This is a genomic window from Marinomonas ushuaiensis DSM 15871 (assembly GCF_000521805.1).
GTDB classification, from domain to species: Bacteria; Pseudomonadota; Gammaproteobacteria; order Pseudomonadales; family Marinomonadaceae; genus Marinomonas; species Marinomonas ushuaiensis.
Genome location: NZ_JAMB01000009.1, coordinates 1 through 20,853 on the forward strand (window position 1 = coordinate 1; position 20,853 = coordinate 20,853).

The window sequence follows — 20,853 nt, forward strand, 5'->3', positions numbered from 1 at the left end:
TCCAACTTTATGGGGTCACTTCAGAATTGAAGTGGCGCGGTTTTGTTTGTGTTACTTACTAATCAAGAGTCTACTTATCAGTAGGGTAATCTCTTTCTGGTTTGCCTACATATAATTGGCGCGGACGTCCAATTTTGTATGGGCTAGAGATCATTTCGTTCCAATGGGATATCCAACCAATCGTACGAGACATGGCAAAGATTACCGTGAACATACTGGTTGGAATGCCAATGGCTTTCATAATAATACCTGAATAGAAATCTACATTCGGATAAAGCTTACGCTCTACGAAATAAGGGTCTTCTAGGGCAATTTGTTCAAGACGTTTAGCAATTTTTAGAAGAGGGTCATTTGACATACCTAACTCTTCTAATACTTGATCACAAGTTTCGCGCATTACTTTCGCACGTGGATCAAAGTTTTTGTAAACACGATGCCCAAAGCCCATTAGACGGAATGGATCATTCTTGTCTTTTGCTTTAGTAATGAATTCGTCGATATTTTCAACGTCGCCAATTTCCTCAAGCATCGTCAATACTGCTTCGTTGGCGCCACCATGTGCAGGCCCCCAAAGCGTTGCAATACCTGCTGCGATACAAGCAAATGGATTGGCGCCAGAAGAGCCTGCTAGACGTACAGTGGATGTTGAAGCGTTTTGTTCGTGGTCTGCATGTAAAACAAAGATGCGATCCATAGCCTTAGCAAATACAGGATTAACCACATAATCTTCACAAGGTGTTGCAAACATCATATATAAAAAGTTCTCAGCGTAAGATAGGTCGTTACGTGGGTACATAACTGGCTGATCTTTCGAATATTTATAACAGATAGAAGCAAGAGTCGGCATTTTTGAAATTAAGCGAAATGCTGCAATTTCACGATGTTTAGGATTGTTGATATCCATATCATCTTGATAAAAAGCCGATAGAGCACCAACTAGTCCACACATAATCGCCATTGGGTGGGCATCGTTGCGGAAGCCGTCAATGAATTTGTGCATAGACTGGTTAACCATAGTGTGTTTACCCACCATGGCATCAAATTCTTCTTTTTGCTTTTTGTCAGGGAGTTCCCCGTAAAGCAAAAGGTAGCATGTTTCTAAGTAATCTGAATGCTCTGCAAGCTGGGCAATTGGGTAGCCTCTGTGCAAAAGAATTCCAGCGTCACCGTCTATGTAGGTAATAGCGGACTCGCAAGAGCCAGTAGACATAAACCCTGGGTCATAGGTGAATATACCGTTAGCGCCTAGCGCGCGAACGTCAATGACGTCTGTGCCTAATGTGCCTGAAAGAACAGGAAGTTCGATAGTTTTATCGATCCCATCCACTTTAAGTTGTGCTTTTTTATCAGCCATTTATGGTCTCCTTCATATTCTGGTTCGGGGTTAATGAGATCGTAAATTGACTCACCTAGACCAGAAGTTGCGGAAAAAATACTGTTTTTAACCTATAAAAGTCAATCTTGACTATTTACTGTTTACTTACATCGCACTGAGTTGTTTTGTAATTTTATGACAAAGGTGTGTTATTGGATGTTTTTTTTGTTTTTTATTTTTTTGTTAGTCTATTGATTTTATTGGTTTTAATTGTATTTTAAGGGTGTATTTTTTATGTAATTTTATACCATTATTGTTTCGATTTATGGCTACATTCATTTGCTGAATGGCGACCATTGAAAACCTGTTGTTCAGTCTATTTGTCTTAGTATTTTTCACTGGTCTATAATTGCCCTCCCGAGGATTTCATTGATTTGTTGGCGTGAACTGATAAAAGAGAGTCGCTTTTAGGCAGTTGTTTGCAAATCGATGGGATTCTCAAAGTGGGCCTATGATGTGTTTTTGTCATTCCCTATTTTTATGTAGTGAGTGTGCACATATAGTTATGGGGTCGTGATTGACCATTCAATCGTTAAGATGGTGTAAAAGTCGTGAATAAAAAAAGACCAGTCAACCTTGATATTTCTACAATATCAATGCCGTTAACAGCAGTGGTGTCTATTCTACACCGTATAACAGGAATTATTCTTTTTGTTGGTTTGGCGTTCTTGTTCTACGCGTTTGATCTTTCCTTAGAATCTCAGGAGGGGTTTGATCAGGTGGTGAATGTTCTTCAAACTAATTTTCTTGCGAAATTTATCATTTGGGGTGTTGTATCTGCATTGATGTATCACCTTGTTGCAGGTGTTAAGCACTTGTTTATGGATTTGGGATATTTTGAAGAGTTAGAAAGTGGGCGTAATGCTGCTATCGCTAATATTGTGATAGCTGCGATTCTAATCATATTGGCAGGAGTGTGGATATGGTAACTCAGATTACAAGTTTTGGCCGTTCTGGTCTTTATGATTGGATGATGCAGCGCGTTTCTGCCATTACCTTATCTTTGTACACAGTATTTATTATCGGTTATCTATTACTAAATCCTGATCTTACGTATGACCAATGGAGTGCTCTGTATGAAGCAACATGGATGCGCGTTTTTAGTTTGATGGTTCTTTTATCAATTGGTGTTCACTCATGGATTGGTTTGTGGTCTATATCTACAGATTATATTAAAGCCACTGGTGCACGTTTTTTCTTTCAATCTATATGTGGCCTTGCGATGTTCGTTTATATCGTATGGGGTATTCAGGTTATTTGGGGGCTATAAATAATGGCAAATATTCGTACTCTTTCTTTTGATGCCATAGTTATTGGCGGCGGTGGCGCGGGCATGCGTGCTGCACTTCAGTTAACTGAGTCAGGTTTAAATACTGCTTGTGTTACTAAAGTTTTTCCTACTCGTTCGCATACAGTATCCGCTCAGGGCGGTATTACTTGTGCGATCGCAAGTGATGATCCAAATGATGATTGGCGCTGGCACATGTATGACTCGGTTAAAGGGTCAGATTACATAGGTGACCAAGACGCAATCGAATATATGTGTTCTGTTGGTCCTCAGGCTGTTTTTGAACTAGAGCACATGGGCTTGCCTTTCTCTCGTACAGAACAAGGTCGTATTTATCAGCGTCCTTTCGGTGGTCAGTCAAAAGATTTCGGTAAAGGTGGGCAGGCTGCTCGTACTTGTGCTGCGGCAGACAGAACGGGTCATGCGCTTCTTCATACGCTTTATCAAGGTAACCTCAAAGGTGGTACAACATTCCTTAATGAATGGTATGCGACTGATCTAGTAAAAAATAACCAAGACGAAGTCGTTGGTGTTATTGCGATTTGTATCGAAACGGGTGAAACGGTTTACCTTAAAGCGAAAGCGACGGTTATCGCAACAGGTGGTGCGGGTCGTATCTTCCAGTCTACAACGAATGCTCACATTAATACTGGTGACGGTGTTGGTATGGCACTACGTGCTGGTTACCCAATGCAAGATATGGAAATGTGGCAATTCCACCCGACTGGTATATATGGTGCGGGTACGCTTGTTACTGAAGGTTGTCGTGGTGAAGGTGGTTACCTGATCAATAAAGACGGCGAACGTTTCATGGAGCGTTATGCGCCAAACGCAAAAGATCTTGCTGGTCGTGACGTTGTTGCTCGCTCTATGGTTCTTGAAATTCTAGAAGGACGCGGATGCGGACCTAAAGGTGATCACGTATTGCTAAAGCTTGATCACTTGGGTGAGGAAACGTTGAATCAGCGTCTTCCAGGTATTCTTGAGTTATCTCGTACTTTTGCTCACGTTGATCCAGTAAAAGAACCAATTCCTGTTATTCCTACTTGTCATTATATGATGGGTGGTATTCCAACGAATATTGGTGGACAGGCGCTTAAAACAAATGAAGCTGGCGAAGATGTTATTATCGGCGGTCTTTATGCATGTGGTGAAGCTGCTTGTGTTTCTGTACATGGCGCTAACCGTCTTGGTGGTAACTCATTGCTTGATTTGGTTGTATTTGGCCGAGCTGTTGGTCTTCAAGTTAAAAAATCCTTGGATGAAGGGTTTGAATTACTGGATGCAGATAACGCTAATGTTGAGAAGGCGATGGTTCGTTTGAATCGTCTAAATAATACAACTGGTGGTGAAAGTGTTGCTCAAGTTCGTGACGATTTGCAGAGCGTTATGCAGCTTTATTTTGGTGTGTTCCGTGATGGCGATGCCATGCAGAAAGGCTTAGTGCAGCTTCAGGATATTCGTAAGCGTGTTGAGAATCTGTATCTTGAAGATAAGAGTCAGGCATTTAATACTGCTCGTATTGAGGCGCTTGAACTTGAGAATTTATTAGAAGTCGCAGAGGCAACGGCAATTCCTGCTGAGTTTCGTAAGGAAAGTCGTGGTGCTCATGCTCGTAATGATTTTACTGAACGTGACGATGAAAACTGGTTGAAACATTCTTTGTTCCATCCAGAAGATAAGAAAGTGACTAAGCGTGATGTAAACTTTGCGCCAAAAACTATGGACGCTTTCCCACCTAAAATTCGTACATACTAAGGAGTTGTGTCAATGTTAGTTAGTATTTATCGCTACAATCCTGAGAAGGACGACGCTCCTTATATGCAGGATTACGAAATTGATTTGCCAGAAGGTAAAGACCTGATGGTACTTGATGTTTTGAATATATTAAAAGCTCAAGATCCTAGTATTTCTTACCGCCGTTCATGCCGTGAAGGTGTGTGTGGCTCTGATGGTATGAATATGTCAGGCAAGAACGGTCTTGCTTGTATCACTCCAGTTTCCGAAGCAATTAAGAAAGGTAAGTTGGTTTTACGTCCATTGCCTGGGTTACCTGTTGTGCGTGATTTGGTTATTGATATGGGGCAATTTTATAAGCAATATGAGAAAATTCGTCCGTACTTGATTAATGATGCACCTGCACCAGCAATTGAGCGCTTGCAAAGCCCTGAAGAGCGTGAAAAGCTTGATGGCCTTTACGAATGTATCTTATGTGCATGTTGCTCTACTGCTTGTCCGTCTTTCTGGTGGAATCCAGATAAGTTTGTTGGACCGTCAGGTTTGTTACAAGCATATCGCTTTTTAGCAGACAGTCGTGATACAGCAACACAAGAACGTCTTAGTGATTTAGATGACCCATTTAGTGTTTTTCGTTGTCACGGTATAATGAACTGTGTAAATGTTTGCCCTAAAGGTCTAAACCCTACTAAGGCAATCGGTAATATTCGTACAATGCTTTTACAAAGAGCGACGTAATAATGCCCTGTGTGGTCCTAAATTGTGTTTTAATATGACCACTGAAGGCTGGCGGCTTGAATATTTATTCAATGCCGCCATTTTTGCATATTCTAATGTAGAGAATGCAGTAAAAAGAATTTAAAATTTGATCTTCATTGGTATGGATGCATCAAGAAAGCCCACTAACTTAGTAATTATGGATTCAGAGTGATTTGGTGTTTTAACAAGTTGTTCTTAGTGGTTTAGTATTGAGCGTGAAGATTAGAAGTAGCTGGAAATAAACAAAAAATCGAGGCTTTAGTAGCCTTACGGGCCTGATAAATAATTGATCTAATGAGATTGATGCCGGGACCCCGGTGGCTGGCTCGAACATAAGGGTGATCGAGAATGCACGAAAGTTTAATGGAGTTGCTGTGGAGCACTTCTCATTTTTCAGGTGGAAACCTGGAGTATGTTGAAGGGCTGTTTGAAAGCTACCTCGTCGATCCGAATTCGGTATCGGAAGAATGGCGCAAATGTTTTGATCAATTGCCTCGTGTGAGCGAAGCGCAATCAACTGATCTTCCTCACTCCGTGATTCAAGAGCAGTTTCTACAAATTGGTAAAAATAAGTTTCGTTCAATGCCTGTTTCTTCAGGTGCTGTTGCAACTTCTGACCATGAGCAGAAACAAATCAATGTTTTACAGTTGATCAATGCTTATCGAGTACGTGGGCATCAACATGCAACACTTGATCCGCTTGGATTGCAAAAACGTGAGAAAGTCGCAGATCTAGATATTGGGTATCATCAATTAACGGGTGCTGATCTAGATACAGAGTTTAATGTTGGATCTTTGTTCTTTAATAAAGAGTCAATGACGTTGGGTGATATCATATCTGACCTCGAAAAGACCTATTGCAATAGTATTGGTTATGAATTCATGCACATTGTGGATACGCAAGAAAAAGCGTGGCTGCAACAACGTGTTGAATCTGTTCGATCCCATCCTGAATATTCTCAAGAAACTCGTGAAAACCTTTTAGAGCGTTTAACTGCGGCAGAAGGACTAGAGAAATATCTTGCTAGTCGTTACCCAGGTGCAAAACGTTTTGGTCTTGAAGGTGCCGAAAGTTTAATCCCAATGATTAATGAACTGATACAACGTTCTGGTTCTCTTGGGGCAAAAGAAGTTGTTATTGGTATGGCCCACCGTGGTCGCCTTAATGTACTGGTAAATACATTGGGCAAAAATCCAAAAGACTTGTTTGATGAATTTGAAGGTAAAAAGCTTGTTAATACATCGGGTGACGTTAAATATCACCAAGGTTTTTCATCCAATGTAATGACGGCAGGTGGTGAAGTACACATCGCTTTGTCTTTTAACCCGTCTCATTTGGAAATCGTTTCACCTGTGGTTGAGGGTTCGGTTCGTGCTCGTCAAGACCGTCGTAAAGATGCGTCAGGTAAAACAGTAGTGCCGATTTCAATTCATGGTGATGCTGCTTTTGCAGGTCAAGGTGTTGTGATGGAGACATTCCAGATGTCTCAAACACGCGCTTATCGCACGGGCGGTACGGTTCACATCGTTATTAATAATCAGGTTGGCTTTACAACTAACCGCCAAGAAGATTCACGCTCAACTGAATATGCAACAGATGTTGCTAAAATTATTCAAGCGCCAATTTTCCATGTTAATGGTGATGATCCTGAAGCTGTATTGTTTGTTACTCAGCTTGCCTTAGATTACCGTTATGAGTTCGGTCGTGATGTTGTGATCGATATGGTTTGTTACCGTCGTCGTGGTCATAACGAAACAGATGAACCTTCTGGTACTCAACCATTAATGTACAGTGTGATTAGCAAGCTAAAAACGACTCGCGCTTTATACGCAGAGCGTTTGGTTGGTGAGTCTGTTGTCACACAAGAGCAGTCTGATCAATTGGTTAGTGAAAATCGAGACGATTTAGATAATGTTCGCCATGTTGCGAAGAGTCTTGTTCTTGAGTCTCAAACTGGTTCTTTCGTGGACTGGAAACCTTACCTTGGTGTTGAGTGGACGGATGCAGGTGATACTACTTATCCGCTAGCCAAACTACAGGAAGTTGCTAAGAAATTAACGACAGTTCCTGATGGTGTTGTGATTCAGCGCCAAGTTCAAAAAATTTACCAAGACCGTGACAAAATGACAGCAGGTGCACTGCCTCTAAACTGGGGTTATGCAGAGACATTGGCTTTTGCTACTTTGCTTGAGCAGGATTATCCAATCCGTATTACTGGTCAGGATTCTGGTCGTGGTACTTTCTCACATCGTCATGCTGTTATTCATAGTCAAAAAGACGGCAGTACTTACATTCCTTTGAAACATTTGTCAGATGATCAGCCTACGCTGGATTTGTATGACTCCTATCTTTCAGAAGAAGCGGTATTGGCTTTTGAATATGGTTATGCAAGCACATCTCCTAAAGGTTTAGTTATTTGGGAAGCGCAATTTGGTGATTTTGCCAATGGCGCGCAAGTGGTTATTGACCAATTTATTACCAGTGGTGAGCATAAGTGGGGCCGTTTATGTGGTCTGACTATGTTGTTGCCACATGGTTATGAAGGTCAAGGCCCAGAGCACTCGTCTGCAAGACTAGAGCGCTTTTTGCAGCTTTGTGCTGAATACAATATTCAAGTTTGTGTTCCAACTACGCCGTCTCAAATCTTCCATATTATTCGTCGTCAGGCGATTCGACCTATGCGTCGTCCGCTTATCATTATGTCACCTAAAAGTTTGTTGCGTCATAAGCAAGCAATTTCGACATTAGAAGACTTGGCGGAAGGAAGTTTTAAAACGGTACTGCCAGAATCGTCTGAAACTGTTACTGCGGATAAAGTAAAACGCATTGTCCTTTGTAGCGGTAAAGTTTATTACGACTTGATTAACCGTCGTGAAGAGCTGCAAAAAGATGATGTCGCTGTGATTCGTTTGGAGCAATTGTATCCGTTCCCATACGCTGACCTTGAGTCCGTGTTAGAGCAGTACAAAAATGTTGAGAGTTTGGTTTGGTGTCAAGAAGAGCCGAAAAACCAAGGTGCTTGGCATGCCAATCGTCACCGCATGAATCGAGTATTGGAAAAACTGTACCCAGAATTGAAAATCCGTTTTGCGGGTCGAATTTCGTCTGCTGCACCAGCAGCTGGTTACATGTCTATCCATGTTGAAGAACAAGAAGCACTGGTCAACGACGCACTAGTTGGCTAGTACTACCATAGCCTGTCAGAGAGATAAGGGTATAAAATGAGCATTGAAATTAAAGCACCTACTTTTCCAGAATCTGTAGCAGACGGAACCGTTGCTACTTGGTACAAACAGCCAGGCGAAGCCTGTGCGCGTGATGAGCACATTGTTGACATCGAGACAGATAAAGTTGTCTTAGAAGTCGTTGCACCTGCTGATGGCGTACTTAAAGAAGTATTGAAAGCGGAAGGCGATATCGTATTAAGCGATGAAGTCTTAGCAATTTTTGAATCTGGCGCAACAGCGTCAGCGGCACCTGCTGAAAAAGCACCTGTTGAAAAAGCACCAGCGGCGGCTCCATCAGCACCTTCTGCTTCTGCAAAAGAGTCAGTGCAAATCAAAGCCCCAACGTTCCCAGAGTCTGTTGCTGACGGTACCGTTGCAGCTTGGCACAAACAGCCAGGTGAAGCGTGTGCTCGTGACGAGCATATTGTTGACATCGAAACAGATAAAGTTGTACTTGAAGTTGTTGCACCTGCAGACGGTGTGATCGGCGATGTTTTGAAAGCAGAAGGCGATACTGTCTTAAGTGATGAAGTATTGGCGAATTTCTTAGTGGGTGCTTCTGGCGCAACAGTGGCACCAGAAGCTGCGGCTCCTGCTGCAGCAACTGAAAATGATGAAGATGGTGTTGCGGGTCCTGCGGCTCGTAAAGCATTGGCTGAAGCCGGTTTAACTGTTGCTCAAGTTAAAGGCACAGGAAAAGGCGGCCGTATCACGAAAGAAGATGTTGATGCTGCCGTTAAAGCGAAACCTGCTGCTGCACCTGTTGCTGCTAAAGCGGCTCCTGCAGCCGTACCTGCATTAGGTGCTGATGGACGTATCGAAAAACGTGTTCCTATGACTCGTCTTCGTGCCACTATCGCAAAACGTCTAGTAGAAGCTCAGCAAACAGCTGCTTTATTGACGACTTATAACGAAGTTAACATGGGACCAATCATGGAACTTCGTAAAAAGTACAAAGAAGAGTTCATCAAAGCTCACAACGGTACTAAGCTTGGCTTTATGTCTTTCTTCGTGAAAGCGGCAACAGAAGCACTAAAACGCTTTCCAGCTGTAAACGCCTCTATTGACGGTAATGACATGGTTTACCATGGCTACCAAGATATTGGTGTTGCTGTATCAACAAACCGTGGTTTGATGGTGCCAGTATTACGTAACACTGAAGCGATGGGCTTAGCTGATATCGAATCAAACATCATGGACTTCGCTCTTCGTGGTCGTGATGGGAAATTGGGTATGGACGACATGCAAGGCGGTACTTTCACCATTACAAACGGTGGTACTTTTGGTTCCCTAATGTCTACTCCAATCATTAACCCACCACAAACTGCTATCTTGGGTATGCATAAAATCCAAGATCGCCCAATGGCGGTTAATGGTCAAGTTGTTATTCAACCTATGATGTACCTTGCATTGTCTTATGACCATCGCATGATTGATGGTAAAGAAGCAGTACAGTTCTTGGTAACAATTAAAGACTTGTTAGAAGATCCAGCTCGTCTATTGCTTGAAATCTAAAGCATTAAATTCTCAGTTCCTAGATTAGGAACTGAGAAACTTAAAACTTGAGTGTTTGTACCAACTTTTAGGTATGAATTGATCCTGTGGCAGTGTTTAAACAAAGTGCTGCTCAGTTTGACTGAAAAATATGGAACCTCTTATGTCTGATAAATTTGATGTTGTTGTAATCGGTGGCGGCCCAGGAGGCTATGTTGCTGCAATTCGTGCTGCTCAGCTAGGTCTGAAAACAGCATGTATTGAAAAATGGTTAGACAAAGACAACAAGCCCCGTTTAGGCGGCACTTGTTTGAATGTTGGTTGTATTCCTTCTAAAGCGTTATTAGATTCTTCACATAAGTATCATGATGCGAAAGAAGCTTACGGCGTACACGGAATTAGTGTTAGTGATGTCGCTATGAACGTTGACACTATGGTTGATCGTAAAGATAAAATCGTTGACCAACTGACAAGCGGTATTACTGGTCTTTTCAAAGCGAATGGCGTAACAAGCTTTGAAGGCTTTGGTAAAGTTCTAGCGAACAAAAAAGTAGAATTTACAGCACATGATGGCACAGTAACGGTTATCGATGCTGAGAATGTCATTTTAGCAACAGGTTCTATACCTGTTAATATTCCACCTGCACCACGTACAGGTGACATCATCGTTGATAACGAAGGTGCTCTTGATTTCCGTACAGTTCCTAAGCGTTTAGGCGTAATCGGTGCTGGTGTTATTGGTCTAGAGTTAGGTTCTGTTTGGTCACGCCTTGGTTCAGAAGTTGTTGTGCTTGAAGCACAAGATTCTTTCCTGAGTGTTTGCGACCAAGATCTAGCGAAGGAAGCGGCTAAAATCTTCAAAAAACAACATCTTGATGTTCGTTTGGGTGCTCGTGTTACTGGTAGCCAAATCAACGGTGAAGAAGTTGAAGTAACTTATCTTGATGCAAAAGGCGAAGAGCAAAAGCAAACTTTTGATAAATTGATTGTTGCTGTTGGTCGTAAGCCGTTCACAGAAGGTTGTTTCGCTGATGATTCTGGTGTGAAACTAGACGAACGTGGTTTTGTTTTCGTTGATGAGCAGTGCCGTACTTCTGTACCAGGTGTTTTCGCAATTGGTGATATCGTTCGCGGTCCAATGCTTGCACATAAAGCGTCAGAAGAAGGTGTTATGGTTGCCGATATTATCGCAGGCCATAAAGCACAAATGAATTACGATTGCATTCCTTCTGTCATTTATACTCACCCAGAACTTGCTTGGGTTGGTAAAAATGAGCAAGAACTTAAAGCCGAAGGCGTTAAGTTTAAAGTAGGTAAATTCCCATTCGCGGCGTCTGGTCGTGCTATGGCAGCCAACGATACAGATGGCTTTGTAAAAATGATTGCTTGTGAAGAAACAGATCGCATTTTGGGTTGCCATATTATTGGTGGCCACGCAGCTGATCTTATCGCACAAGCTGTTATTGCAATGGAATTTGGTTCTACAGCAGAAGATATTGCTTTAACTGTATTTGCTCACCCAACAGTAAGTGAAGCAGTTCATGAAGCAGCATTAGCAGTAGATGGCCATGCTATCCACATTGCAAACCGTAAAAAGCGTTAAATAGTAATTTAGATTTGCCGGCTTTTTAGCCGGCATTTTCTGTTTTAAAAAACAGAACTTATGTCAATCATTCAGATGAGCGGAAGAATCAAATGAACTTACATGAATATCAGGCTAAACAGCTTTTTGCTGAATACGGCCTGCCAGTATCTACAGGGTACGCAGTCGACACGCCGGAAGCGGCAGTTGAAGCAGCGAAAAAAATCGGTGGTGATAAGTGGGTTGTTAAAGCTCAGGTTCACGCTGGTGGTCGCGGTAAAGCAGGCGGTGTAAAACTTGTTGATTCTTATGAAGAAGTTGCAGCATTTACACAAAACTGGATTGGTAAAAATCTAGTTACTTACCAAACTGACGAAAAAGGTCAGCCAGTTGCTAAGGTTCTTGTTGAATCTTGTACTGACATCGCTAACGAATTGTACTTAGGTGCTGTTGTTGACCGTTCAACTCGTAAAGTCGTATTCATGGCCTCTACTGAAGGCGGTGTTGAGATTGAGAAAGTAGCTGAGGAAACTCCTGAGCTAATCCACAAAGCGATCATCGATCCTTTGGTTGGCGCTCAACCTTACCAAGCTCGTGAATTAGCATTTAAATTGGGTCTTAACCCAGTTCAAATCAAACAGTTCACTAAAGTGTTCCTTGGTTTGTCTCAAATGTTCCATGACTACGATTTCGCATTACTTGAAATCAACCCGTTGGTAATCACTGACGAAGGTAACCTTCATTGCCTAGATGGCAAAATTGGTATCGACAGCAACGCTGTTTACCGTCAGAAAAAAATGCAAGAGTTCCACGATCCATCTCAAGAAGATGAGCGTGAAGCGCATGCAGCACAATGGGAACTTAACTATGTTGCACTAGACGGAAACGTTGGTTGCATGGTTAACGGTGCCGGCCTAGCAATGGGTACAATGGATATCGTAAACCTACATGGCGGCAAGCCAGCTAACTTCTTAGACGTTGGTGGCGGTGCAACTAAAGAGCGTGTAGCTGAAGCATTCAAAATCATTCTTTCTGATGACAATGTTAAAGCTGTATTAGTTAATATTTTTGGTGGAATTGTACGTTGTGACATGATCGCTGAAGGTATTATCGGTGCCGTTGAACAAGTAGGTGTTACAGTGCCTGTTGTTGTTCGTCTTGAAGGTACAAACGCTGACCTTGGTCGTGAAGTACTTGCGAATTCTGATCTTGATATCATCGCGGCTACAAGTCTTAAAGATGCAGCTATTCAAGTTGTTAAAGCTGCGGAGGGCAAATAATGTCTGTATTAATTAATAAAGATACTAAAGTTATCTGTCAGGGTTTCACTGGCGGTCAAGGTACTTTCCATTCCGAGCAAGCAATTGCATACGGTACAAAAATGGTTGGTGGTGTAACTCCAGGTAAAGGTGGTCAAACTCATCTAGGTCTACCTGTTTTCAACACAGTTAAAGAAGCCGTTGAACAAACTGGTGCGGAAGCATCTGTAATCTACGTTCCAGCGCCTTTCTGTAAGGATTCCATTCTTGAAGCAGCTAACTCTGGTATCAAACTAATTGTTTGTATCACTGAAGGCATTCCTACTTTGGATATGCTTGACTGTAAAGTGGCTTGTGATGCATTAGGTGTTCGTTTAATCGGCCCTAACTGTCCAGGTGTGATAACTCCTGGCGAATGTAAAATTGGCATCATGCCTGGTCATATTCATATGCCAGGTAAAGTAGGTATCGTATCTCGTTCTGGTACGTTGACTTATGAAGCAGTTAAACAAACAACTGACGCTGGCTTCGGTCAATCTACTTGTGTAGGTATTGGTGGTGATCCAATTCCAGGTACTAACTTCATCGACGTATTGGAAATGTTCCAAAACGATCCACAGACTGAAGCGATTGTTATGATCGGTGAAATCGGTGGTACGGCTGAAGAAGAAGCGGCTGCTTACATCAAAGCAAACGTTACTAAGCCTGTTGTATCTTATATTGCTGGTGTTACTGCACCTGCTGGTAAGCGTATGGGTCATGCTGGCGCGATCATTTCTGGTGGTAAAGGTACAGCTGATGAAAAATTTGCTGCTCTAGAAGACGCAGGTGTTAAAACTGTTCGTTCTCTAGCAGACATCGGTGCTGGTCTTAAAGAAATTACTGGCTGGTAAGCAAGTATTTCTTAGTGCTCTTTAATGCACGATAGACGATAAAATCCCTGTCTCGGCAGGGATTTTTTTTTGCATGTAAATCAAGTTTATAGAGATCAAATATGAATTGTCCATTTTGCTATACAGATAACCTCTGCGCTTTTAATGAAGAGCAGTCTTGTTGGTGTTTTACAATGGCGGTTCCGGATGGCATGCTTGAACTTGTGTCTAGTCAGCAAAAAGATAAAGTCTGTATTTGTCGATCTTGTATTGAACTTTATTACAAAGATCCAAAAGCATTTTTCAGCGTCCATAGTTCAGTCTAGGCGTATTCTTATTTTAGAAAGGAAACAATAAGTGGATAACGTATTAAACAACTCGAAATATGACATTGCCGTTATTGGTGCTGGTATTGTTGGTTTATCAACCGCTTGGCAATTGCTTCAACGTTATCCTGAATACAAAATTGTACTGGTTGAAAAAGAAGCAGAAGTTGGTTTGCATCAAACAGGTCATAACTCAGGTGTTATTCATGCGGGTGTCTATTATGCACCGGGCAGTCTTAAAGCCGACTTTTGTCAAAGAGGAGCCATTGCAACCAAAGCGTTTTGCCGAGAGTACGATATTGATTTTGATGAATGTGGCAAGTTGTTGGTGGCAACAAATGATACAGAACATGAGCGTATGAATGCTTTATACGAACGTTGCCAAGAGAATAATTTAGAAGTACATAAACTGGATCAAGTTCAATTAAAAGAAAGAGAACCAAATGTAAAAGGTCTAGCGGCTTTATTTGTTCCTTCTACAGGCATCGTTAACTATCGTAAAATTTGCCAAAAGCTGGCTGAAATTTTTGTTCAAAAGGGTGGTGAGCTACGTTTAAACAGCCCCGTTAAAGATTTAGATGAAAGTCATGAACGTGTCGCAATAACTTTAAGCGATGATGTTATTCATGCTTCTTATTTGGTAAGTTGCTCTGGTTTAATGGCTGATAGATTAACTAAGATGTTGGATATTCCAACGGACTTCCAGATTATTCCTTTTCGAGGCGAATATTATCAATTGCCAGCCAAACATAACCAAATAGTGAACCATCTTATTTATCCAATTCCAGATCCTGACTTACCTTTTTTAGGTGTACATCTTACTCGCATGATCGATGGTTCCGTTACAGTTGGCCCTAATGCTGTTCAGGGTTGGAAGCGTGAAGGCTATGGTCGAATTAATATTAGCCCACGTGACATATTCGAAATGGTGCGCTTTTCAGGGTTTTGGAAGTTACTTAAAAACCACTGGCGAACAGGTTTAATAGAAACAAAAAATTCTTGGTATAAACCAGGTTATCTGACTCAAGTTAGAAAGTATTGCGACCAAATTAATTTAGATGATTTGCAAGCTTATCCTGCTGGAATTAGAGCTCAAGCGGTACTAAGTGATGGAAGTTTAGTGCATGATTTCTTGTTTGCGCAAAGTCAGCGTACATTGCATGTGTGTAATGCGCCATCACCAGCAGCGACCAGTGCTTTTCCTATTGGTGAGCATATTGTACAAAAGCTAGAGCAGCAAATAGCCCCTAAATAATATATAAAATAGTTTACTGGAAAAGAAAAAGGAGCTGTTTTCAGGCTCCTTTTGGTTACTTTTGAAAAACTAACACTTTCTGTATTTAAAGGGGATTAAATTTTAGAAAGTGTCGTTTGCACTTGCCATGAAGTTACGGCCTACATAAAAAGTAAAAGGAGAACCGCTGCTATCAATATTATTTGAGATTTCGTGATTACTGATACATGCTCCTGTAATGGTAATGATTGCTAAGTCAATTATTGGGTGAAAAGTTAACTTTCACCATGATTTAAAATTGTCTGCTGTAACTAGCATCCAATGCAAAAAAAATTTTCTTAACGCTCTTTTTGATCTGTTGAAATTATGTAAAAACCGTCATTGCTCACCGCAGAGCTCAGAATAAAGGCGTATTCATAACCCACGGCACGTTCGAAAAGGTTTTGCGTTGTCATTAATGTCGAATTGGCTCGATGCGACAGAGAATAAAGAGGTCGACAACATAAAGCCTGAAAGCCGTCGTGTTTATCAGTTCAGAGATCTAATGGCGAGTGATGAAGTGCTTACTATGAGTTTAAGTGGCATTAGTAACCAACTTGGAATGAGTTCAGCAACCTTACAGCGTAACGCCCATGAGCACTTGAATATGAGTGTTACTCAGTTCTTGAGAATACGTCGTTTAGAGCTTGCTAAAAAAGCACTTTATCAAGATGGTGTTTCTATTATCGATGCTGCTTTATTGGCTGGGTATAACCATTCAAGTAATTTCACAACCGCGTTTAAACGTCAGTTTGGTGTATCGCCAACAGAAGCCTATCGCCTCTCTATGTAAGGTGAAAGCTATCAAAGATGAAAGCTTTGCGTAAATACAATGGCTATGTTTGTACTCCATAGAGGTTTCACTATAGAGTGTTCTTGTCATCATTATTGATAAGGTAAAGTTATGATAATTTCTAAAGCATTAAGTGCTAATCGAATGAGTAAAACTGTCGTCGCAGTGCTATTGGTTACTCAATTAACAGCATGTGGGACAATTCTTTATCCTGAACGAAGAGGCCAAACAAACGGCCAAATTGATGTCGGTGTTGTGGCTTTAAATGCAATCGGCTTGTTGTTTTTCGTTGTTCCTGGTGTTGTTGCTTTTGGTGTGGATTTTATTACAGGGGCTATTTATTTGCCCGGCGGTGGTATCGCTACTTTAACAGCTGATGAAATTGATAATATTAAAGCTACGCCTGATTCTATCGATGTAGAAAAATTCAAAAAAGTGATGGCTCAGCGTGATGATATCCAATTACCGGAAAGTGTTTATACAGATCAGCTTATTACTCAAAACATGTCATCTCAACAAGCATTGCAAACAGCGATGAATTTATCTTCAGAAAATATCTCTTACGCTCTGCGTTAAATAATATTTATTCCAAAAAAAAATGGTATCTATAGATAAAATTTAAATAAGAACTTGTTGATTAGAAAGGTCGTGATAAATTTCACAATAATGTGAATTTTTGTACGACTTTTCTAATCTGTCTAGATAACCTTTTAATCCTTTCTGTATAATAGTATGAGTATTTAATTAATACTTAATATTGTTCATTAGCCTGAATAAACCACATGATTTTTACTGCTAATATATTTCAATATTAATCACATTTAAAAAATGGAATGATTATGAATTATAAAAATAAACTCGTTCGTTTTACTCCAAATCGTGTATGGCGTACCTATACTGGTGGAAAAATTCTGGATCAAATGGAGCAAAAAACCATACCAGAAGATACTCATTTTCCTGAAGACTGGATTGGCTCAACTACTCAAGCTGTTAATCCAGACCGAGAGCATATTTTTGAAGGCGTTTCTCACGCGACAGTAGGTGATGAGACTATTCGTTTTGATGAACTAATTGCTGCCGATCCTAGTTATTTCTTGGGTGAAGAACATACAAAAGCATTTCATTCGAATCCAATGTTGTTAGTGAAGTTTCTAGATTCTTCGGTTCGTTTACATTTCCAAGCGCATCCAACTGCAGAGTTTGCCCGCGAGCATCTCAATAGTGATCACGGTAAAGCGGAAGGTTATTACATTCTTGATGTTCGCGAAGGCATTGACCCTTACGTTTACGTTGGTTTCCAATATCCGCCATCACGTGATGACTTTAAGAAAATGATTGAAGCTCAAGATATTGATGCAATGGAAGCCTGTTTTGAAAAAGTGCCTGTTAAGCCTGGGGATTGTTTATACATTCCTGGAGGTTCACCTCATGCAATTGGCGAAGGTATTTTGATGGTTGAAATCATGGAGCCTTCTGATTGGGCGGTGCGTTTTGAGTTTTCAAAAGCAGGATACACCATGCCGGAAGAGGCTCGATTCATGAAGCGTGACCTTGAATTCTGTATGGATGTTTTTGATTTTACTCAATTATCTGTTGAGCAAGCTATAGATAAGTTTTATCAGTATCCCAAGGTAGGTCGTCACTATTCAGATAGTTCGTTTCAAGAAAGCTTAATCGACGAAAATGTCACAGACAAATTCCGAGTGAAAAAATCGACCATTACTGGAACAGTAGAAAAAGCCGAGAAAGACTTCTACATAGGTATCGTCGTAACGGGTGAATGCAGTATAAAAATTGGTGATGAAACCACACAGCTTAAAAAGCTTGATCGATTCTTTTGCCCCGCTGGCGTTGATTTCGTAACGATCGATACGGAATCTGGAGTAGAAATTCTTGAGTGTTATCCACCTGCTGTTAAATAACATAGCTCTTAAAGAGGCTTAGTTTTTACAGCGTCATTATTTATTGAGAGGATAGAATGACAAAATTAAAAATTGGATTTATTGGTCTTGGATTGATGGGCGCAGCTATGGTTCAGCGTTTACAATCTAAGGGATATTCATTGACAGTTATGGGGAATGTATCTCGCCCTAGAATTGATGCGGCTGTAGCGGCTGGCGCAGTAGAAGCTTCAACAGCACGCGCTGTAGCAGAAGCCAGTGATATCGTAATGTTGTGTATGGATACTTCTGCTTCAGTCGAAGGTCGTATGCGTGGTGAAGACGGTGTGATCAGTGGCTTAAAACCAGGTACGGTTGTGATTGATTTTGGTACATCATTACCTGCTTCGACCATTGCATTGGGTGAAGAAGTCGCCGCAGCAGGTGGTGCTTATCTTGATGGGCCGTTAGGTAGAACGCCAGCACATGCGGTCGATGGGTTGCTTAATATTATGTGTTCAGGGGATGAAACCGCTTTTGAAAAAATTCGTCCAGTATTGGAAGATTTAGGTGAAAACGTTTTCCATCTAGGCAAGCTAGGATCGGGCAATACAATCAAACTGATTAATAATTTCTTTGGTATGACGACAGCGAGTGCAATGGCGGAAGCTTTTGCCATGGCTGACCAGGCCGGTGTTTCTCGCGAAAGTTTATATGACGTCATGTCTGCTGGCCCTTTGCGATCAGCCATGATGGATTTTGTGAAAGCTTATGGTGTTGATGGCGATGCGAGTCAACTTGGTTTCTCCATTCGTAACGCTTCAAAAGATGTGGGTTACTATCGTCAGATGTCGACAGACTTAGGCGCAAAATCTATCATGTCGACTTGTACAAATGACGCTTTCACTAAGGCGGTAGATCAAGGCCGTGGCGATAAGATGGTTTCAGAAATGGTTGATTTTTTCTCTGATAATTTAAAGAAATAAAACACTTATTTTTTAATAACAGTTTTTAATGAGAGTTAAAAAAAAGGGAGAGATGAATAATCATCTCTCCCTTTTTTGTATTATTTTTGATATCGGTTTTCTATAGATTATTCAATTCAATTCAATTAAATGAATTTGGCATTACTTTACTTGGTAACCATAAAGAAATTTCCGGGAAAATAATAATAAGTAATAAAATACCTAGCATTGGCAGTAATATAATAATAACTTGTTTTAGAACACTAACCACATTCATTCCACCAATAGACGCGGATATTAATAAACAGAGTCCATAGGGAGGTGTCACCAGTCCAAATGCTAGAGAGATAATCCCGATCATTGCAAAAACAATAGGCGAAATATCCGCTTGGATTGCGACAGGTAATAATACCGTTCCCAAAATGATGATGGTTGGAATCGCATCAATAAACAAACCAAAGAATAAGAATAAGAAAGCAATAACTAATGCGGTTGCTAAACTGCTTAATTCCATATCTGTGATTAAGCTAATAATCAGACGAGGAACATTGTAGTAAGCCAATAACCAGCCAAAAATAGAGGCTGTGCCAATAGCAAACAAAGAGATTGAAGCGAATCGGCCAGTGTCATACAAAATAGTACCGACTTCACGAATGGTTACTGTACGATATACCACCATTCCGAGAAACAATGAATAGGCCGCAGCAATAATGGCGCTTTCTGTTGGTGTCACAATACCTGCAACAATACCGAAAATAACAAATACCGGCGTTAACATCGCAAGTGCAGCACCTTTGAATGCTTTAAATGCGGTAGACCAGGTTGGTTTCATTGCAATAGGGTAGTTATACACTTTTGCAAAACCATAAACCGTTGCCATTAATGCGATACCAATCATCAATCCTGGAATAGCACCAGCTAAGAAGAGTGCGCCTACAGAAACCTGCATCACGCCACCCCAAACAATCATCAAAATACTAGGAGGGATGATAACGCCCATGACCGATGAACAAGCAGTAATCGCAATAGCGAAACGTCTGTCGTAGCCAGCATTGATCATAGAAGGAATTAAGATCTTACCGCAACCTGCCGCATCTGCAGTAGAAGAACCAGAGATACCAGCAAATAGCATAGAAACAGCCACATTTACATGACCTAAACCACCAGGCATCCAACCGGTTAGTACCTTGGCTAATTCAATAAGCCGGTCTGTTATTTTACCTGAGTTCATTAAGTTGGCGGCCAATAAGAAAAACGGGACGGCCAATAATATGAAAGAATTATACGACTGAAACATACGGTCGATAATAAGAAATGGGGTTAAACGAACATCAAGAGCAACCACAGGAATGGTTGCTAAACCTAAAGCGAAGGCAACAGGTACACGAAGTACCACTAAAAGAATAAAGACACCTACTAATAGCGAGCAAGCTAGTCCAGTCGAAAGAATCATGCTGTAACCTTCTTAGTTAATCTGTATTGCTGGAATGCTTCGACAAGGCGGTATAGAGAGAATACGCACCACAGAAAGCCTGCAAGAGGAACTGTAATATGAATAGCCGCTAAATTGGCTTGCATCATGACTGAGCGTTGGTTATTACCAAATTCTGTGTAATGAATGCCATACCAAAAGAACATGGCGCCAAACATTCCGACAAGAGCGAAAACAATCGCTTTTTGAAAAAATAGAATAAGAGGATTAGCACTGTCAGGGATAACTTGTACATCGAAATGTATACCGTCCCAAACGGCGATGACAGAACCAACCATAACAACCCACACGAAAATAAATGTAGAGAGTTCTTCTGTCCAAAGATAAACAGGAATGATCCCTGTATAACGAGCAATAACTTGCATGATAACGGGAACTACGAGAGCGCCAACTAATATCGCCAACAAGACCCTTAGTACATTACACAATGATTCTAAAATGCTTTTAATCATAAGAGAGCCTTACAATGAGAAATGCTATTAACTGAGAAAAACAGCCCTGTGGGTTTGAAACCACAGGGATATCAGAGA

The 20,853-nt window shown here is 41.1% G+C and carries 18 protein-coding genes; 15 read left to right on the forward strand and 3 right to left on the reverse strand.

The genetic code is table 11. The features are described 5' to 3' along the window. Window positions 1–70 precede the first annotated feature (70 nt). On the reverse strand, window positions 71–1,354 hold the full coding sequence (gene gltA, locus MUS1_RS10515) for a citrate synthase (RefSeq protein ID WP_036162297.1): 1,284 nt from the start codon (window positions 1,352–1,354) through the stop codon (window positions 71–73). Between the two features lie 572 nt (window positions 1,355–1,926). Here gltA and sdhC point away from each other — a divergent pair. The 15 genes from sdhC (at window position 1,927) to MUS1_RS10590 (ending at window position 18,852) form a co-directional block, all read left to right on the forward strand. Continuing rightward, a complete protein-coding gene (gene sdhC, locus MUS1_RS10520; RefSeq protein WP_036162299.1) occupies window positions 1,927–2,304 on the forward strand; it encodes a succinate dehydrogenase, cytochrome b556 subunit in 378 nt (125 codons plus the stop codon). Next, on the forward strand, window positions 2,298–2,645 hold the full coding sequence (sdhD, locus tag MUS1_RS10525; protein ID WP_036162301.1) for a succinate dehydrogenase, hydrophobic membrane anchor protein: 348 nt from the start codon (window positions 2,298–2,300) through the stop codon (window positions 2,643–2,645). Before sdhC ends, sdhD begins: the two co-directional genes overlap by 7 nt. A gap of 3 nt (window positions 2,646–2,648) precedes the next feature. After that, window positions 2,649–4,421, forward strand: a complete 1,773-nt coding sequence (sdhA, locus tag MUS1_RS10530) for a succinate dehydrogenase flavoprotein subunit (RefSeq protein ID WP_036162302.1) — start codon at window positions 2,649–2,651, stop codon at window positions 4,419–4,421. Between the two features lie 12 nt (window positions 4,422–4,433). Next, complete coding sequence (locus tag MUS1_RS10535) at window positions 4,434–5,138, forward strand: succinate dehydrogenase iron-sulfur subunit (RefSeq protein WP_036162303.1); 705 nt, start codon at window positions 4,434–4,436, stop codon at window positions 5,136–5,138. Between the two features lie 369 nt (window positions 5,139–5,507). Beyond that, window positions 5,508–8,345 carry a 2-oxoglutarate dehydrogenase E1 component gene (locus MUS1_RS10540; RefSeq protein WP_036162305.1) on the forward strand — a complete coding sequence of 946 codons (2,838 nt, stop codon included), beginning with the start codon at window positions 5,508–5,510 and terminating at the stop codon, window positions 8,343–8,345. A 36-nt stretch (window positions 8,346–8,381) separates the two neighbouring features. After that, window positions 8,382–9,902 carry a 2-oxoglutarate dehydrogenase complex dihydrolipoyllysine-residue succinyltransferase gene (gene odhB, locus MUS1_RS10545; protein WP_036162308.1) on the forward strand — a complete coding sequence of 507 codons (1,521 nt, stop codon included), beginning with the start codon at window positions 8,382–8,384 and terminating at the stop codon, window positions 9,900–9,902. Between the two features lie 142 nt (window positions 9,903–10,044). After that, the gene (gene lpdA / locus MUS1_RS10550; protein ID WP_036162310.1) at window positions 10,045–11,484 is read left to right on the forward strand and encodes a dihydrolipoyl dehydrogenase; all 1,440 of its coding nucleotides are present in this window, start codon (window positions 10,045–10,047) and stop codon (window positions 11,482–11,484) included. Between the two features lie 92 nt (window positions 11,485–11,576). Then, a complete protein-coding gene (gene sucC, locus MUS1_RS10555; protein ID WP_036162312.1) occupies window positions 11,577–12,743 on the forward strand; it encodes an ADP-forming succinate--CoA ligase subunit beta in 1,167 nt (388 codons plus the stop codon). After that, the gene (sucD, locus tag MUS1_RS10560) at window positions 12,743–13,615 is read left to right on the forward strand and encodes a succinate--CoA ligase subunit alpha (protein WP_036162314.1); all 873 of its coding nucleotides are present in this window, start codon (window positions 12,743–12,745) and stop codon (window positions 13,613–13,615) included. The genes sucC and sucD overlap by 1 nt, the downstream gene beginning before the upstream one ends. A 101-nt stretch (window positions 13,616–13,716) precedes the next feature. Continuing rightward, the gene (locus MUS1_RS10565) at window positions 13,717–13,920 is read left to right on the forward strand and encodes a cysteine-rich CWC family protein (RefSeq protein WP_036162316.1); all 204 of its coding nucleotides are present in this window, start codon (window positions 13,717–13,719) and stop codon (window positions 13,918–13,920) included. A gap of 31 nt (window positions 13,921–13,951) precedes the next feature. Further along, window positions 13,952–15,175: an L-2-hydroxyglutarate oxidase gene (lhgO, locus tag MUS1_RS10570; RefSeq protein ID WP_036162317.1), complete on the forward strand. Its 1,224-nt coding sequence runs from the start codon at window positions 13,952–13,954 to the stop codon at window positions 15,173–15,175. A gap of 436 nt (window positions 15,176–15,611) precedes the next feature. After that, a complete protein-coding gene (locus MUS1_RS10575; RefSeq protein WP_051436213.1) occupies window positions 15,612–15,986 on the forward strand; it encodes a helix-turn-helix transcriptional regulator in 375 nt (124 codons plus the stop codon). A gap of 111 nt (window positions 15,987–16,097) precedes the next feature. Beyond that, the gene (locus MUS1_RS10580) at window positions 16,098–16,562 is read left to right on the forward strand and encodes a hypothetical protein (protein ID WP_051436214.1); all 465 of its coding nucleotides are present in this window, start codon (window positions 16,098–16,100) and stop codon (window positions 16,560–16,562) included. Between the two features lie 263 nt (window positions 16,563–16,825). Further along, entirely contained in the window at window positions 16,826–17,908 is a 1,083-nt protein-coding gene (locus tag MUS1_RS10585; RefSeq protein WP_036162319.1) for a class I mannose-6-phosphate isomerase, read from the forward strand. 56 nt (window positions 17,909–17,964) lie between these two features. Continuing rightward, a complete protein-coding gene (locus tag MUS1_RS10590) occupies window positions 17,965–18,852 on the forward strand; it encodes an NAD(P)-dependent oxidoreductase (RefSeq protein ID WP_036162321.1) in 888 nt (295 codons plus the stop codon). A 121-nt stretch (window positions 18,853–18,973) separates the two neighbouring features. Here the strand turns inward: MUS1_RS10590 and MUS1_RS10595 are convergent, their stop codons facing one another. After that, window positions 18,974–20,284 (reverse strand): TRAP transporter large permease, encoded by a 1,311-nt coding sequence (locus MUS1_RS10595; RefSeq protein WP_036162323.1) that lies wholly within the window; start codon window positions 20,282–20,284, stop codon window positions 18,974–18,976. Next, on the reverse strand, window positions 20,281–20,775 hold the full coding sequence (locus MUS1_RS10600; RefSeq protein ID WP_036162325.1) for a TRAP transporter small permease: 495 nt from the start codon (window positions 20,773–20,775) through the stop codon (window positions 20,281–20,283). The genes MUS1_RS10595 and MUS1_RS10600 overlap by 4 nt, the downstream gene beginning before the upstream one ends. Between the last annotated feature and the right edge of the window lie 78 nt (window positions 20,776–20,853).

Excerpts from the sequence above, each read along its gene's own strand:
- gltA (WP_036162297.1), bottom strand. The coding sequence starts at position 1,354 with ATGGCTGATAAAAAAGCACAACTTAAAGTGGATGGGATCGATAAAACT.
- sdhD (WP_036162301.1), top strand. The coding sequence starts at position 2,298 with ATGGTAACTCAGATTACAAGTTTTGGCCGTTCTGGTCTTTATGATTGG.
- sdhA (WP_036162302.1), top strand. The coding sequence starts at position 2,649 with ATGGCAAATATTCGTACTCTTTCTTTTGATGCCATAGTTATTGGCGGC.
- MUS1_RS10535 (WP_036162303.1), top strand. The coding sequence starts at position 4,434 with ATGTTAGTTAGTATTTATCGCTACAATCCTGAGAAGGACGACGCTCCT.
- MUS1_RS10540 (WP_036162305.1), top strand. The coding sequence starts at position 5,508 with ATGCACGAAAGTTTAATGGAGTTGCTGTGGAGCACTTCTCATTTTTCA.
- odhB (WP_036162308.1), top strand. The coding sequence starts at position 8,382 with ATGAGCATTGAAATTAAAGCACCTACTTTTCCAGAATCTGTAGCAGAC.
- lpdA (WP_036162310.1), top strand. The coding sequence starts at position 10,045 with ATGTCTGATAAATTTGATGTTGTTGTAATCGGTGGCGGCCCAGGAGGC.
- sucC (WP_036162312.1), top strand. The coding sequence starts at position 11,577 with ATGAACTTACATGAATATCAGGCTAAACAGCTTTTTGCTGAATACGGC.
- sucD (WP_036162314.1), top strand. The coding sequence starts at position 12,743 with ATGTCTGTATTAATTAATAAAGATACTAAAGTTATCTGTCAGGGTTTC.
- MUS1_RS10565 (WP_036162316.1), top strand. The coding sequence starts at position 13,717 with ATGAATTGTCCATTTTGCTATACAGATAACCTCTGCGCTTTTAATGAA.
- MUS1_RS10575 (WP_051436213.1), top strand. The coding sequence starts at position 15,612 with ATGTCGAATTGGCTCGATGCGACAGAGAATAAAGAGGTCGACAACATA.
- MUS1_RS10580 (WP_051436214.1), top strand. The coding sequence starts at position 16,098 with ATGATAATTTCTAAAGCATTAAGTGCTAATCGAATGAGTAAAACTGTC.
- MUS1_RS10585 (WP_036162319.1), top strand. The coding sequence starts at position 16,826 with ATGAATTATAAAAATAAACTCGTTCGTTTTACTCCAAATCGTGTATGG.
- MUS1_RS10590 (WP_036162321.1), top strand. The coding sequence starts at position 17,965 with ATGACAAAATTAAAAATTGGATTTATTGGTCTTGGATTGATGGGCGCA.
- MUS1_RS10595 (WP_036162323.1), bottom strand. The coding sequence starts at position 20,284 with ATGATTCTTTCGACTGGACTAGCTTGCTCGCTATTAGTAGGTGTCTTT.
- MUS1_RS10600 (WP_036162325.1), bottom strand. The coding sequence starts at position 20,775 with ATGATTAAAAGCATTTTAGAATCATTGTGTAATGTACTAAGGGTCTTG.